Below are 14829 nucleotides of genomic sequence, written 5' to 3' on the forward strand. Positions count from 1 at the left end.
AACGACCCTCGTACATGAGAAGGATCATCATGAAAGCCGTCGTCATCACCTCCTTCGGCGAACCCTCCGTGTTGCGGGTCGCGGTGGCTTTGCGACCGGTGCCGGGTCCGGGTCAGGTACTGGTGCGGGTTCGCGCCGCGGGGGTGAACCCGGCGGAGATCCAGGCACGCGCCGGAGCGTTCCGCCTGCCTGCTCCCGCCGTCATCGGATTCGAGTTCGCCGGCGTCGTCGAGGCGGTCGGCCCGGGCGTCGACGTGGGCGTGGTCGGCGACCGCGTCGCCGGGTGGCCGGACTCCGCCACCCAGGGCTCCTACGCCGAGTACACGGTCAGCAGCAATTTCGCGACGATCCCCGACGGCGTTTCCTTCGAGGAGGCCGCGGCTACCGTCATCGGCGCCGACAACGCGGCGAGGGGGCTCGGGCTTCTGAACATTCGCCCGGGTGACACGCTCGTGGTCACCGGCGCGAGCGGTGCTCTGGGCAGCGCCGCCGTGCAGTTCGCGCGACAGCGCGGTGTGACGGTGATCGGCGTCGCCGGGACTGCCAACGCCGACTTCGTCAGGAGTCTCGGAGCGACCCCCGTCGCCCACGGCCCGGGCCTGGTCGATCGCATCCGTGCCGCCGCTCCGGGCGGGGTCGACGCCGCGCTCGACACCGCCGGCAAGGGGCTCCTTCCCGCCCTCGTCGATCTTCTCGGCGGCCCCGACCGGATCGTGACGCTCGCCGACCGCGATGCCGCACAACACGGCGTCGCGTTCAGCCCCGGGGGCAGCGGGAACCGCGACCACCGCCCGGTCCAGGAAGCCCTGGATCTGATCGCCGCCGGCGCATGGACCGCACGCATCGGCCGGAGCTTCCCACTCGACGAGGCCGCGGACGCCCATCGCCTCGTCGCCACGGGCCACACCCACGGCAAAGTCGTCCTCCTTCCCTGACTCGGCCGACCGGCCGACCGATCAACCGCGACAACAATCATTTGGAGAATCCGAAATGCCTGCAGTCCTCGTCCACGGTGTACCTGATACCCACCGGCTCTGGGACACCGTCCGCCCTTATCTTCAACGCGAAGACATTGTGACGATCGACCTCCCCGGGTTCGGCGTACCCCTGCCGGCGGGATTCACGTCGACGAAAGAAGAGTATCTCGATTGGCTTGTTGAGAAGATCGAGGAAATCGGCGAACCCGTCGACCTGGTCGGTCATGATTGGGGGTCTCTGCTCACGGGCCGTCTCGCGTCCGTCCGACCAGATCTGGTGCGGACCTGGACAGGCATCAGCGGACCCATCGATCCGGAGTATCCGTGGCACTATCTTGCCAAGATCTGGCAGACGCCGGGCGAGGGCGAGCAATGGATGGCGGACCTCGATCTCGAGGCGTTCGCAGCAAGCCTCAACGAGGCGCAGATGCCGCTCGACGCGGCAAACGAATCGGTCCGGCATCTCGATGTCACCATGAGAGCAAGCATTCTCGCCCTTTACCGTTCGGCGATCGAGGTCGGGGCGGAGTGGAAGCCGGGTCTGAGCAACGTGACCGCACCAGCGCTGGTGATCTGGGGCCTGGACGATCCGTTTCTTCCCCACCGCTTCGCCGACGAGCTCGGCAATGCCACCCGCGCACGTGCCGTCTTCAAGCTGCGCAGCTCGCACTGGCCGATGATAGAGCGTCCGGCCGATGTCGCACGCGAACTCGAGGCCCACTGGGCTCACGTGTAAAACCTGCGCTCGGGTCACTCGGGCTCAACTCCCGCGGCCGCTACACGAACAGCGATAATCGCTCGCTCGCCATGGCGAGCCCGAGTGCCCACGCATGTGTCCGGAAACGAATCATCGTGACGCAGCCCGGAGAGCGTTGCCGGGGCTGCACACGGCAGGAGCTTCCTCATGACGAATTCAGCAGATACCCGGATCGGCGTCGGTCTTGTCGGGGCCAGTGCCGATCGGGGTTGGGGCGGAATTGCTCACGTCCCGGCGCTGCAGGCGCTCGACGCGTTCCAGATCCGCGCCGTCAGTACGACTCGTATGGAGAGCGCGAACGCGACCGCTCGTCGGCTGGGCGCCGATCTCGCCTTCGACACGCATGAGGCTCTGGTCGTGCGGCCGGAGGTCGACCTGGTGGTGGTTGCGGTCAAGGTGCCGGACCACAAGCAGATCGTTTCCGACGCGCTGGCCGCGGGCAAGATGGTTTATTGCGAATGGCCGCTCGCAAGGAACCTGTCGGAGGCCGAAGCGCTGGAGGGGTTTACCCGCGAGCGGCGGCTGCGGACGGTTGTCGGGTTGCAGGGCGGCCTGCACCCGCCGGTCCTCTTCCTGCGCGACCTCATCGCACAGGGCGTGATCGGCAAGCCGCTCAGCACGAGCATCCGAGCGCATCTGACCGACGACATGTGGGCCGGCCGATATGACCCGCCGGTCGAGTACATGGCTGACGCGAAGCATGGCGCCACGCTCCTGAGCATCATGCTCGGCCACGGGCTCGAACCGCTTGCGCGCGTGCTCGGCACGTTCGAGAGCCTGTCCGCCGTCGTCGCCAATCAGCGCGGTGACGGCGTCCGCCTCTCCGACGGCGCGTCGCTGCCGAAGGACACGCCGGACGAGATCGTCGTCGCCGGCGTTCTCGAAGGCGGGATCGTCACTTCGCTGCACTACAGTGCCGGGCGGTCCGCCGGCTCGGCGATGGTATGGGAGATCCAGGGCACCGAGGGCAGTGTGCGTGTGGAGTCGGCGTCGGGCTACATCCATTTCACCGATTTCACCATCACGCTGTGCCGCGGCAGCGAGCCTGCCCAAGTGCTACAGGTCCCCCCGGCTTATGCGGCTCCCGACCTGCAACTCGACGCACCCGCAGCGGGGGTCGCCCGCCTCTACGCCCAGTTCGCCGCCGACCTCCGCGAAGGAACCGCCGTTGCGCCGGACTTCGCGGTCGCCCTCGATCGCCACCGGGTACTCGACGCGATCACCCGGGCCGCTGAAACAGGTCATCGGCAGCATCTGTCCCGCCCCGACCGAATGAACTCCAGTCCGTGACCCCGGGCGAGGCACTGACGGACGACGTCGACAACGTCTTCGTCGACTTCGTCGACTTCGTCCACCTGGCCGACCACGTCATCGCGTCGGTCCCTCGCGCGCGGTCGAGGTGGCGGCATAGAGCCAACGGCGAAGGACGAGGGTCACAGCCGGCATCATCAGATACGTCATCAACGTACTGAACAGCAGCGCGAGCACCAGCACCCGCGCCGCAAGCGGCCAGGCACGGAGCGCCGGCCCCAGAAGACCGTTGCCGATCAGGGAGATCGGGAGTACTGCCGCGAAGGCGGCGAGCGCCATCTTCCACCGAGGCGGCGCCGTCGTGGGCGTGTCGCGCGCAGTGGTGAACAGGGTCTCCATTCCGGAGAGTTCGCGACGCGCCACCTCGCTCTGGTGATGGCCCTCGCAGTGGTCGAACAGTGCGGCCCGCTCAGGTGACGTCGTCCAGTGCCGCGCGGACTCCTGGTCGCGGAACCGGTGGATCAGTACCCATGGCCCGGCGGCCGTGGCAGGCCGGAACAATCCGTCCCCCAGGTGTCCGGGAAACGCTGAGGCGGTGTCGGTCACCCGCCCGAACCACTCCCGGAAGTCCTGCTCGTAGCCGGGTTCCACAGCGCGCGCGGTCAGCAGGGTGACGTCGGCCGGGCCGACGTCGTCCGTCTCGGTCATCGATTCTCATTCCCGGTCATCGATTCTCATTCCGCCGTCGAGAGCTGTCAGAGCTGCGGTGCCACATGCACGAGGTGCTTGGTCTCCTGGAATTCCTCGATCCCGCGGATGCCGTTCAGGCGGCCCACTCCCGACTGCTTGAAGCCGCCCTCCTCGAACTGGTCGTGGACCATGGCCCAGGTGTTGGTCCAGACGGTCCCGGCCCGCAGTTCGCGGCCGACGCGCAGGGGGCGGTCGACATCACGGGTCCAGATGCTCGCGGCCAGGCCGAACTCGGTGGCGTTGGCCCGCGCCACGGCCTCGGCCTCGGCCTCGAACACCTCGAAGGTGGCGACCGGCCCGAACACTTCGCGCTGCACGATCGACGAGGACACGTCGGCGACCTCGATCAGGGACGGGCCGAGGAGCGCCCGCTCCCGCTTGCCCCGCACGAGGACGGTGGCGTAGTCGGCCGCGGCGGCCACGGTCTGTTCGACCCGTTGGGCGTTTCCTTCGTCGATCATGGCGCCCATCTCGCTGGCGGGGTCGTCGCCGGGCCCGACCCGGACCGCTTCGAGGGCGGCGACGAGCCGCCGCCGGAGTTCGCCGGCCACGCCGCGCTGGACCAGTATCCGGCTGCCCGTCATGCAGAACTGGCCCGCGAACATGGTGACGGCCTTGGTGAGCACGGGCACGACGGCGTCCAGGTCGGCGTCGTCGAAGACGAGCATCGGCGTCTTTCCGCCCAGCTCCATGGACAGCGTTTTCAGCGTCGGGGCGGCCTGTTCCATGATCACGCGGCCGACCGCGGTGGAGCCGGTGTAGCTGATCACGTCGACGTCCGGGGAGGAGACCAGCTCCGGAGCCCCGGCGTTTCCGCTCTCGGTGAAGACGTTTAACACGCCCGGGTCCAGGCTCGGCGTGTCGGCGACGATCTCACTCAGCACTCCGTTGACCAGGCCGGTCTGCGCCGGCATCTTCATGACCACGGTGCAGCCGGCGGCCAGGGCGGGTGCGAAGGATCGCGCCGAGAGGATGACCGGGGAGTTCCACGGCACGATCACCGCGGCGACGCCCGCGGCTTCGCGCAGGGTCATCGAGTACACGCCGGGCCGCACTTCCCCGGCGCTGCCGTGGTCGGTGAGGGAAAGCGCCGCGTGGTAGCGGAGTTTGGGGATGGTGCCCTCGACTTCGAGGGCCGCCTCGGCGAGTACTTTCCCGTTCTCCCGCGCCAGGAGGGTGATCAGTTCGTCCTTGCGCCGCTCGAGCCGGTCGGCCAGTTCGTGCAGCGCTGCCGCACGCCGGTGGCGGTCGCGGGACCAGGCGGTGGAGTCGAAGGCCGTTCGGGCCGCGGCCACGGCGGCCCTCGCCTCCCGCGCACCGCCGTCGGCGAAGGTACCGAGCAGGCCGTTGGTCGCGGGGCTGCGTGACTCGCCGCGGGAGCCGGAGTCCTGCCACTGCCCGTCGATGTAGTGGCGCGCGTGGGGCAGGGTTTCGGATGTGGGCATGAGGTGACCTCTCGTCATGCGTCGCACGGCGTTTCGCCGCGGGTCCGCGGGACAACGTCAGCGACGCTACAAATCAGGGCCGGTGGGCGAATCGGGCAGGCAATCCGTCGTGTCCGCCGGAGGCGTCGTGCGCCCGCTCCGCCGCGGCCTCCCTGCGCTCACGGCGGCTCACACCCGGCGTGCAGGTCGCTCAGCTCGGTCCGGGTGTTGATGCCGAGCTTGGCGAACACGTTCCCGAGGTGGTGGCCCACGGTGCGGTGGCTGATCCGCAGCTGTACGCCGATCTCGCGATTCGTCAGCTGTTCGGCGGCCAGTTGGGCGACTCGCTGTTCCTGGGCGGTGAGCCGGTTCATCGCCCCGGTGTCCGAGCTCCCCCGGTGTCCCGGTGCTCCGGTGAGGTCCTGCTCGCGCTGCGCGCGTTGGCGCAGCGGCTCGGCACCGAGCCGGTCGAACACCTCGATGGCGCCTCCGATCTGGACGCGCGCATCGGTCCGCCGGCGGCCCCGCCGCAGCCACTCGCCGTAGGACAACTGAGCGCGCGCGTAGAGCAGCGGGTGGGACCGGGCACCCGGCACGTCGAGTGCGGCCCGGAAGGCACCCTCGGCGCAGGGGCCCACGAGGAGCGCGCGCATGACATGTGCGGCGCAGCGGGCCCACGGCGCTCCGGTGCGCCGCGCCCAGGCCTCGAGCACCCGTACCCGTTCGTCCGCGAGGTCGCTTCTGCCGACGCGCACGGCCGCCTCGGCCGTGTCGGGAGCGGCCAGGAGCGCGAAGGTCGGGTGTTCCGCGTCATGGCCCGGCTCGGTCAGGCGCACCAGGCTGTCCAGTGCTTCCTCGGGACGCTCGTGAAACAGCGCGGCCATGCCGCGGTTCCAGTACGCGGCGGCGCTCAGCGCGCGGACGCCCTGGGGTAGTGACGTCTCCAGAGTTCTGGCGGTGGTATCCGCGACGGCGCACTCGTCACCACGCGCGGCGGCGAGCCGGCCCAGGCTGGTGAGGCAGTGGGAGGCGATGTGGTCGGCACCCAGGTCCTGGGCCAGCCGCAGTCCCTCCGCGGCCGAGGACTCCGCTTGCGGCCAGCGGCCGGCAGCGTTGTCGAGCATCGCGGTCCGGGCCAGGGCGGCGGCGAGCCGAGCGCGCTCGCTGCGCCGCCGCAGGTGCGGTAACCGGCGGCGCAGCGCATCCGCCATCGGCTTGTCGATCCCCCAGGCCAGGGCGAGGGGTGTCGGCGGCAGCAACGGCAGGACGGTCGTACGGGCCCGCGCGGCGGCAGCACCGAGGTCGGGGGTGTCCGCCGGCGGCGCGTCGGGGGGCGCGTCGTCGCTCCACCAGGCCAGTGTTCCGGGTAATCCGGTCCGGCCCTCGACGTCGCGTTCGAGCAGCAGTTCCAGTGCTCTGTCCCGCAGGTCGCCGCGTCCGACGGACCATGCGGCGCGCATGGCCAGCATGCCCAGTTCCAGCGCCGTTGCCGGTTCCGGGACGCGCTTCATGTCGGTGATCAGGAAGTGGTGGGCCATCTCGGGCATGCCCCGGGCGAACTCCATGATCCCCCGCAGGCCCCGGCTCCGCCGGGCGACGTGAGCACCGGGGGCCAGCCGTTCCGCGTCATCGAGCAGGCGCTCCGCCGTGGCTGCCCACCCGGCGTCCCAGGATGCCCTGGCCGCCTCGGCAAGGCGTTGCGAGGCGTCGACCGGTGCGGCCGACAGTTCGGCGGCCCGCCACCACGCCCGTGCCGCCGTGCTCGTGGCCCCGCGGAGCCGGGAGCGGACGGCGGTCCGTTCGAGGAGCCGCGCGACGTCCTCATCGCGTCCGTGGGCCAGGGCGGCGAGATGCCATGCGCGCTCCTCCGCCTCGTCCGGCATCGTGGCGGCCAGGGCGCGGTGAGCCCGGCGCCTCGTCGCGGCACCGCAGCCCTCGTAGACGGCTCTGCTCACGACGGGGTGCCGGAAACCCACGCGGTTGCCCGCCACGTGGAGCAGGCCCGCGTTGGTCACTTCTTCCCAGACTGCGTCATCGGCACCCGACGCGCAGCCGGCCCGCTGCACCGTGAGCCGGTCGCCGTGCTCCTCGGCCGCCGCGAGCACGGTCAGCAACTGCGCCGGAGGGCTCAGGGCCTCGATCCCGTCACGGAATGCCCGCTGCAGGCGCGGTCCGACGGGCGGTCGTCCTCGCTTCCGGCGATGCTCGGCGTCGTCGAAGTCGCCCCCGAGCGTGGCGAGTTCGTGCAGCGCCAAGGGGTTGCCCCCGGCCTCCCGGACCATGTTCCGCGTCGTCGCCGTGTCGGTGAGCGGCGCCACGGCGGCCAGAAGCTGCCGTGCGCTCTCGTCGCTCAGGGCGTCGACCCGCACGTCGGCCACGCCGTCCCAGGGCCGGGCGGCCGGATCGCTGTGATCGGCGAGCACGACCGCCACGGGATGCGCTCCTACGCGTCGGGCGACGAACCCCAGGCACAGCGCGGTGGCCTCGTCGAGCCACTGCCCGTTGTCCACCACGACGAGCACGGGCTGCCGCTCGGCGAGTCCGCAGAGCAGCGACAGTACGGCCGCCCCGACCATCAGGCGGTCCGTCGGCTCCCCGCTCAGCCCGAGCGCGGTACGCACGGCGGCGGCCTGGGCCGTCGCCAGCAGCTCGACACGGTCGGCCAGCGGTCGCAGCAGCCCGTGCAGCCCCGCGAAAGCCAGGTCCGACTCGGGCCGGGTGGCCGAGTGGCTCAGCCGGACGAAGTCCGCGGCCCGGCCGTGCAGGTGGCGAAGCAGAGCTGACTTGCCGATACCCGGCTCGCCCCACACCACGAGCGCGCCACCGCTCCCGCCGCGGGCCCGCGTAAGCAGCCCGTCGAGAACCGCGGTCTCCTCGCGGCGTCCGAACAGCTCCGTCGGCGCTGCCGCTGTCGCGGCTCCGTCACCGGGCCCGCCATGCGCCGACTGCATCACGTCACGCGTTCGGACTCGACGAGTTCGCGGGCGCGCGGCGCGACCTCGTGACCGAAGAGGTTCAGGTCGGCAGGCTCGTCCGAGGCGAGGACGAACCCGGATACGCCGTACCGCAGGGCGAGTTCGGCGTCAGAGGGCAGGTGCAGCCCGCACCTCAGCGCGTGCCCGTGGTTCACCGCGCGTGGTGGCAGGCCGAGTGTGCGTTCATGGACCAAGGCTGCACGGCGGTGATCACAGGCAACAAACGGGACATGACCAGGTCATCAAAAGTGACACGCTCCAGTATCGTGACCGTATGACCGGTCCTCGACAGCCCGATGAGTCCTCCGCCACCGCGGGCCAGAGCCGCCCGGAAGCGGGCTATGAACACATCGACGACGACGTGTGCCGCAGTTTTCAGCGCTCGGTAGAGATCGTGGGCAAGAAGTGGAGCGCCGCGGTGCTCCTGGCGGCGATGCGGGGCGCGCGCCGATTCGTCGACTACCGGGCGCGGATCCCCGGAATCTCGAACCACCTTCTGTCCCAGCGTCTGCGTGAGCTGGAGGGTCACCGGCTCATCGAGCGGCTCGTGGTACCGACGACGCCGGTCCAGATCACGTACCGGCCCACCGAACAGGGCGCCAGCCTGATGCATGTCCTGCATCCGCTGATCGAATGGAGCGCCAAGAACGACGACATGGACACCTGACGAGCCGGTCGCATGCCGCCCACGCACCCGGTCCGTTGCGGACCGGGACCGGTGCCTGCGCGGGCGGCCGCTCGCGGTGCGGCTTCAGCGGGCATGGAAGCCCCGATCGCCGTCCGGGCCGGCGGAGAGGTGGCCGGAGAGATGTCCGTGTCCGCCGCCGGCGTCGTCGCACCTGACGGCCCAGACACAGCAACAAGCCCCTGCCGGCGAGGAAATCGCCGGCAGGGGCTTACGCGTGCGTGCTTACTTCTTCTTGCCCTGGTTCTTCACGGCCTCGATCGCTGCCGCGGCCGCGTCCGGGTCCAGGTATGTGCCGCCCGGGTTGACCGGCTTGAACTCGGCGTCCAGTTCGTACGACAGCGGGATGCCCGTCGGGATGTTCAGGCCCGCGATGTCCGCGTCGGAGACGCCGTCGAGGTGCTTGACGAGGGCGCGGAGGGAGTTGCCGTGGGCCGCGACCAGGACCGTGCGGCCGGTGAGGAGGTCGGGGACGATCGCGTCGAACCAGTACGGGAGCATGCGGCCGACGACGTCCTTCAGGCACTCCGTCTGCGGGCGCAGCTCCGGCGGGAGGGTCGCGTAGCGGGCGTCGTCGAACTGGGAGTACTCGGCGTCGCGGTCCAGCGCGGGCGGCGGGGTGTCGTAGGAGCGGCGCCACAGCATGAACTGCTCCTCGCCGAACTCGGCGAGGGTCTGGGCCTTGTCCTTGCCCTGGAGGGCGCCGTAGTGGCGCTCGTTGAGGCGCCAGTGGCGGTGGACCGGGATCCAGTGGCGGTCGGCGGCCTCCAGCGCGAGCTGGGCCGTGCGGATCGCGCGCTTCTGGACGGACGTGTGGACCACGTCGGGCAGCAGGCCGGCGTCCTTGAGCAGCTCGCCGCCGCGCGTCGCCTCCTTCTCGCCCTTGGGAGTGAGGTTGACGTCCACCCAGCCGGTGAACAGGTTCTTCTCGTTCCACTCGCTCTCGCCGTGGCGGAGGAGGATCAGCTTGTACGGTGCGTCGGCCATGGGTCCGAGCGTAATCCAAGGGCCCTGCCCACCGCTCCGGGCGGTCGCCCCTACCGTTCTGCCCACCGCTCCGGGCGGTCGCGCCCACCGTCCTGCCCACCGCGTCGGCCCGGTCGGGTGCGTGGACGGTTGACTGGAAGTGTTAATCGAGTGGCTTCCCCGACGAGCGCGTTTGTAAGTTGTGCATGCGGTCTTCGCCGCTTACATTCGCGCGCGGCGCCCAGGTGCGCCGTGTACGTCCGCTCGGGGGTTCCATGTCAGTCGTCATCGGTCTCAGGCGTGCCCTGAGCGAGTCCGTGTCCGGGCTGCCGCGCGCGTTCTGGTGGCTGTGGGCCAGCACGCTCGTCAACCGGCTCGGTGCGTTCGTCGCCACCTTCATGGCGCTGTACCTGACCATCGACCGCGGGTACTCCGCCTCGTACGCCGGGCTCGTCGCCGCCCTCCACGGGCTCGGCGGGGTCGTGTCGTCGGTGGGGGCCGGGGTGATGACCGACCGGCTCGGGCGGCGGCCGACCCTGCTGGTGGCGCAGGTCTCGACCGCGCTGTCGGTCGCCCTGCTCGGGTTCGTGCGGGACCCCGTCGCCATCGCCGCCGTCGCCTTCCTGGTCGGCATGGCGAGCAACGCCTCCCGGCCGGCCGTGCAGGCGATGATGGCGGACATCGTGCGGCCCGAGGACCGTATCCGGGCCTTCTCGCTCAACTACTGGGCCATCAATCTCGGTTTCGCCGTCTCGTCCGCGGCCGCCGGGTTCATCGCCGAGTACAGCTACCTCGCCGGGTTCCTGATCGAGGCCGGGATGACGCTGGTCTGCGCCGTCCTCGTCTTCGTGAAGCTGCCCGAGTCGCGGCCGGCGGAGCCGGAGGAGAGGGGGGTGGCCGGGGCGGGCGCGGGCGCCGCCGCCGTCTCGCTGTGGAGCGTGTTGCGTGACGGGCGGTACATGAGTGTCGTCGGGCTGTCGTTCCTCGTTGCCGTGATCTTCCAGCAGGGGTATCTGGGGCTGCCGGTCGCCATGGGCGAGGCCGGTTTCACGCCCGCCGACTTCGGGATGGCCATCGCCGTCAACGGGGTACTGATCGTCGTACTGCAGATTCCCGTCACCCGGTTCATCGAGCACCGTGATCCGCGGCTGCTGCTCGTCGTCTCGTCCCTGCTGGCCGGGTACGGCTTCGGGCTCACCGCCTTCGCCGGGTCGGTCGGCGTCTTCGCCCTGACCGTGTGCGTGTGGACGCTGGCCGAGATCGTCAACGCGCCGACGCAGACGGGGCTCGTCGTCCGCCTCTCCCCCGTGCACGGGCGCGGGCGCTACCAGGGCGTGTACACCATGTCCTGGGCCGTCGCCTCCCTCGTCGCCCCGCTGATGTCCGGCTTCGTCATCGACCACTGGGGCTCCGAGTGGCTGTGGGGGATCTGCGCGGTCGTCGGTACGGTGGCGGCGGCCGGGTACGGGGCGCTCATGCGGGGGCTGGGGGACGAGACGTACGTCACCGCCACCGGTGAGGTTCCCGGGCCGGCGGCCAAGGCCGCGGACGACGGCAGGGTCGGCGCCCAGTGACCGCCCCCGGCGCCGTGCCCCGCCGACGCCCCCTCACGGGTGCATCCGCGCGCCCTTCAGGACCTTGTCCACCGCGTTCTTCGGGCCGTGCACGGCGAGGCCCACCAGGTCCAGCTCCGCCGTCGGGACGGCCCGGACCGCCGCCCTGTTGTCGCGGTCGTTGCCCGTGCCGAACAGGTCGGACGTGAAGAGAGCCCGGGGCAGGGCGCGGGACAGCACGCGCGCATGGGCGCTGGCCAGGGTCTCCTTGGTGCCCTCGAAGACCAGCACCGGCTGGCGGAACATCGGCAGGTAGCCGACGGCGTCCGCGTCCTCGTACGGCTCCCCGACCAGCTCGGGGAACTGATGGCTCAGGCCGCTGACCAGGAAGGCGGTGACGTTGAGTCGCTGCCAGGTCTCCAGGTCCTCGCGCAGCAGTACGGCGATCTTGGTGTCGAAGCGGATGGGGGCGGCCTCGGGGTCCGCGGGGACCGCGGGGGCCTGCTCGTGCGTGGTCATACCGTGAGACTGCCGACCCGCACCCCGCCCCGTCTTGTACGTTTTTTGCATGGGCAGCGAGCGGAACGACCGGCGGAGCGTCTCCGCCTGGCGCCCCCGCGTGCCGGGCGTCGTCGAGGTCTTCCACGCCCACTACACCGAGTACGCCTACCCGATGCACGTCCACGACGCCTGGACGCTGCTCATCGTCGACGACGGGGCCGTACGGTACGACCTGGACCGGCACGAGCACGGCACGCCGCACGACACCGTGTCGCTGCTGCCGCCGCACGTGCCGCACAACGGCTCCCCCGCCACCCCGGACGGCTTCCGCAAGCGCGTCCTGTACCTGGACGCCTCCCGGCTCGGCGACGACCTGATCGGGCCGGCCGTGGACGGGCCCGACCTGCGGGACCCGGTGCTGCGGCGGCGGGTCGGGCAGCTGCACGCCGCGCTCGCCCTCCCGGGGGAGGAGCTGGAGGCGGAGAGCCGGCTGACGCTGATCGGCGAGCGGCTGCACCGGCATCTGCGGCACCGGGGCGGTGACGCGGGTGCCGTGCGGCGGGACCCCGTGCTCGCGCGGCGGCTGCGGGAGTTGCTCGACGAGCGGGTCGTCACCGGGATCGGGCTGGAGGAGGCGGCGGGGCTCGTGTCCGCGCACCCCGCCCACCTGGTACGGGCGTTCAGCGGTGCCTACGGGATCGCGCCGCACCAGTACCTGATGTCCCGCCGCGTCGACCGGGCCCGGCGGCTGCTGCTGGCGGGACGGCCGGTGGCGGACGTCGCCGGCGCCACCGGGTTCTACGACCAGGCCCATCTGACCCGGCACTTCAAGAGGCTGGTCGGGGTGACTCCGGGGCGGTACCGCGGCAGCGGCCGCCGTACCGGAGGGCGTTAGAGGGGCTCAGTCCTCGCCGCGCTCGATCAGGTGCTGGAACGCCTCCAGGTTGCGGGTCGACTCGCCGCGCGAGGTACGCCACGCGTGCTCCTTGCGGATGGCGGAGGCGAAGCCCAGTTCGAGGAGGGTGTTGAAGGCGCCGTCGGCGGCCTCCAGGACCTGGCCGAGGAGGCGGTCGATCTCGTCGGGGGTGACGGCGGCCAGGGGGAGCTTGGCGGTGACGTAGACGTCGCCGAGGCGGTCGACGGCGTACGCGATGCCGTAGAGCTTGAGGTTGCGCTCCAGGAGCCAGCGGTGGACGCCGGACTCGTTCTCGTCGGGGTGGCGGACGACGAAGGCGTTGAGGGAGAGGGAGTGGCGGCCGACCAGGAGGGAGACCGTGGTCGACAGCTTGCGGGTGCCGGGGAGCTTGACGACGAAGTTGCCGGGCTCCGGGCTCTCCCACTCCAGCTCGGCGTCCTTCAGTGCCTCCTCGACGATCTCCGCCGCCGTCCTTCCGTCCTGCTGCGAAGCCTTCTGCGCCGCCGTCCGTCCCGCCTCAGCCATGGTTCGAGCGTACGCGACCCCGGTGGGCGTCCCGGTGGGCCTGCATCGCGGCCGTGTAGACGTCGGCCGTGGTCGCGGCGGCGCTGTCCCAGCCGAAGGACTGGGCGTGCCGGGCCGCCGCGTCGCCCATGCGGGGCGTCAGCTCGGGGTGGTCGGCGAAGTCGCGCAGCACGCGCGCGTACTCGGCGGGATCGTGGCCCCGCACGAGGCGGCCGGTGTGTCCGTCGCGCACGGCGACCGGGAGGCCGCCGACCGCCGCGGCGAGCACCGGCGTGCCGGCCGCCTGCGCCTCTATGGCGACCAGGCCGAAGGACTCGCTGTAGGACGGCATGACCAGCACGGACGCGGCCCGGAACCAGTCGGCGAGCTGCTCCTGTCCGACGGGCGGGCGGAAGCGTACGACGTCGGCGATGCCGAGCCGCGCGGCGAGCTTCTGCAGGCCCTCCGGTTTGGCGAGGCCGCTGCCGCTGGGGCCGCCGACGACGGGGACGACGATGCGGGAGCGCAGCTCGGGGCGTTCGTCCAGGAGGACGGCGACGGCGCGCAGCAGGATGTCGGGGGCCTTCAGCGGCTGTATGCGCCCGGCGAAGAGCGGGATCAGCGCGTCCTGGGGCAGGCCGAGGCGGGCGCGGGCGGCGGCACGGGCGTTGCCGTGCTGGCCGGGTCCGGGGATGGCGCCCCTGGGGAAGGGGCGGAACCGGTCGAGGTTCACGCCGGGGTGCACCACGGCGACCTTCGCGGGGTCCGCCGCGTAGTGGCGGACGAGTTCGTCGGCCTCCTCCTCCGTGTTGGCGATCAGCCGGTCGGAGGCGGCGACGACCTGGGTCTCGCCGATGACGCGGGCGGCGGGTTCGGGGGTGTCGCCGTCGGCCAGGTTGGCGTTCTTGACCTTGGCCATGGTGTGCATGGCGTGGACGAGGGGCGCGCCCCAGCGCTGGGCGGCGAGCCAGCCGACGTGGCCGGAGAGCCAGTAGTGGGAGTGGACCAGGTCGTAGTAGCCGGGCCGGTGTCCGGCCCAGGCCTGCATCACGCCGTGCGTGAAGGCGCAGAGCTGGGCGGGCAGCTCCTCCTTGGCCAGGCCCTCGTACGGGCCCGCGTCGACGTGGCGGACGAGGACGCCGGGGGTCAGCTCGACGGAGGGCGGGAGCGCGGCGGTGGTGGCCCGCGTGAAGATCTCGACCTCGATGTTGATCTCGGCGAGGCGCTGGGCCAGTTCGACGATGTAGACGTTCATGCCGCCGGCGTCGCCGGTGCCGGGCTGGTGCAGCGGTGAGGTGTGTACGGAGAGCATGGCGACCCGGCGGGGCCTACGCGGCAGCCGGAGCCGCGGGGCGGCCGCCGGTGAGCGACGCCCGAGCCTGCTGACGTACTGGCTCACGAGCCGTTCCTCCTCGCTGCGGGCATGCCGGTCGAAGGACACGCGCCGCCCTCCAAGGGGTGGGAACACCGGACGGGTCGTGCTCCATTCCGGTTTTCCGGCCTTTGCCGAATCATTACCACCGATCGCTCAACCGTTCGAGGGCCGGGCGGGTCACGGCTCCCACGAGGG

General features: G+C 71.3%; 14 protein-coding genes. 6 read left to right on the plus strand and 8 right to left on the minus strand.

The window, feature by feature from the left end:
- The first annotated feature begins 29 nt into the window (after nt 1–29).
- The 3 genes from IG94_RS0129395 to IG94_RS0129405 all read left to right on the plus strand — a co-directional run bounded on the left by IG94_RS0129395 (nt 30) and on the right by IG94_RS0129405 (nt 3024).
- Nucleotides 30–935, plus strand: a complete 906-nt coding sequence (locus IG94_RS0129395) for a zinc-binding dehydrogenase (RefSeq protein WP_031043938.1) — start codon at nt 30–32, stop codon at nt 933–935.
- Nucleotides 936–990: 55 nt separating this feature from the next.
- A complete protein-coding gene (locus IG94_RS0129400) occupies nt 991–1713 on the plus strand; it encodes an alpha/beta fold hydrolase (RefSeq protein ID WP_031043941.1) in 723 nt (240 codons plus the stop codon).
- A 168-nt stretch (nt 1714–1881) separates the two neighbouring features.
- Nucleotides 1882–3024, plus strand: coding sequence for a Gfo/Idh/MocA family protein (locus IG94_RS0129405; RefSeq protein WP_031043945.1), 1143 nt, complete (start codon nt 1882–1884; stop codon nt 3022–3024).
- 78 nt (nt 3025–3102) lie between these two features.
- Here IG94_RS0129405 and IG94_RS0129410 read toward each other — a convergent pair whose 3' ends face one another.
- The 4 genes from IG94_RS0129410 to IG94_RS0129425 all read right to left on the minus strand — a co-directional run bounded on the left by IG94_RS0129410 (nt 3103) and on the right by IG94_RS0129425 (nt 8289).
- Complete coding sequence (locus IG94_RS0129410; RefSeq protein WP_031043948.1) at nt 3103–3693, minus strand: antibiotic biosynthesis monooxygenase; 591 nt, start codon at nt 3691–3693, stop codon at nt 3103–3105.
- 47 nt (nt 3694–3740) lie between these two features.
- Entirely contained in the window at nt 3741–5180 is a 1440-nt protein-coding gene (locus IG94_RS0129415; RefSeq protein WP_031043951.1) for an aldehyde dehydrogenase family protein, read from the minus strand.
- A 158-nt stretch (nt 5181–5338) separates the two neighbouring features.
- Nucleotides 5339–8110, minus strand: coding sequence for an AAA family ATPase (locus tag IG94_RS0129420; RefSeq protein WP_078892473.1), 2772 nt, complete (start codon nt 8108–8110; stop codon nt 5339–5341).
- A complete protein-coding gene (locus tag IG94_RS0129425; RefSeq protein ID WP_031043956.1) occupies nt 8110–8289 on the minus strand; it encodes a hypothetical protein in 180 nt (59 codons plus the stop codon). Before IG94_RS0129425 ends, IG94_RS0129420 begins: the two co-directional genes overlap by 1 nt.
- A 119-nt stretch (nt 8290–8408) precedes the next feature.
- On the opposite strand from IG94_RS0129425, the gene IG94_RS0129430 reads away from it, so the two are divergent.
- Nucleotides 8409–8801, plus strand: a complete 393-nt coding sequence (locus IG94_RS0129430) for a winged helix-turn-helix transcriptional regulator (protein ID WP_031043959.1) — start codon at nt 8409–8411, stop codon at nt 8799–8801.
- Nucleotides 8802–9044: 243 nt separating this feature from the next.
- On the opposite strand, the gene IG94_RS0129435 is transcribed toward IG94_RS0129430, so the two are convergent.
- Complete coding sequence (locus tag IG94_RS0129435) at nt 9045–9806, minus strand: phosphoglyceromutase (protein WP_031043963.1); 762 nt, start codon at nt 9804–9806, stop codon at nt 9045–9047.
- 254 nt (nt 9807–10060) lie between these two features.
- Between IG94_RS0129435 and IG94_RS0129440 the strand changes: the two genes are divergently transcribed.
- Nucleotides 10061–11359 (plus strand): MDR family MFS transporter, encoded by a 1299-nt coding sequence (locus IG94_RS0129440; RefSeq protein WP_031043966.1) that lies wholly within the window; start codon nt 10061–10063, stop codon nt 11357–11359.
- A gap of 33 nt (nt 11360–11392) precedes the next feature.
- Here IG94_RS0129440 and IG94_RS0129445 read toward each other — a convergent pair whose 3' ends face one another.
- On the minus strand, nt 11393–11857 hold the full coding sequence (locus tag IG94_RS0129445) for a DUF2000 domain-containing protein (protein WP_031043969.1): 465 nt from the start codon (nt 11855–11857) through the stop codon (nt 11393–11395).
- A gap of 49 nt (nt 11858–11906) precedes the next feature.
- On the opposite strand from IG94_RS0129445, the gene IG94_RS0129450 reads away from it, so the two are divergent.
- Nucleotides 11907–12734, plus strand: coding sequence for an AraC family transcriptional regulator (locus IG94_RS0129450; RefSeq protein ID WP_031043971.1), 828 nt, complete (start codon nt 11907–11909; stop codon nt 12732–12734).
- 6 nt (nt 12735–12740) lie between these two features.
- Here the strand turns inward: IG94_RS0129450 and IG94_RS0129455 are convergent, their stop codons facing one another.
- Both IG94_RS0129455 and mshA read right to left on the minus strand, forming a co-directional pair.
- Nucleotides 12741–13280, minus strand: a complete 540-nt coding sequence (locus IG94_RS0129455) for a type III secretion system chaperone family protein (protein ID WP_051159847.1) — start codon at nt 13278–13280, stop codon at nt 12741–12743.
- Nucleotides 13273–14658: a D-inositol-3-phosphate glycosyltransferase gene (mshA, locus tag IG94_RS0129460; protein WP_031043977.1), complete on the minus strand. Its 1386-nt coding sequence runs from the start codon at nt 14656–14658 to the stop codon at nt 13273–13275. The genes IG94_RS0129455 and mshA overlap by 8 nt, the downstream gene beginning before the upstream one ends.
- Nucleotides 14659–14829 lie beyond the last annotated feature (171 nt).

It is taken from the genome of Streptomyces olivaceus, from assembly GCF_000721235.1.
GTDB classification, from domain to species: Bacteria; Actinomycetota; Actinomycetes; order Streptomycetales; family Streptomycetaceae; genus Streptomyces; species Streptomyces olivaceus.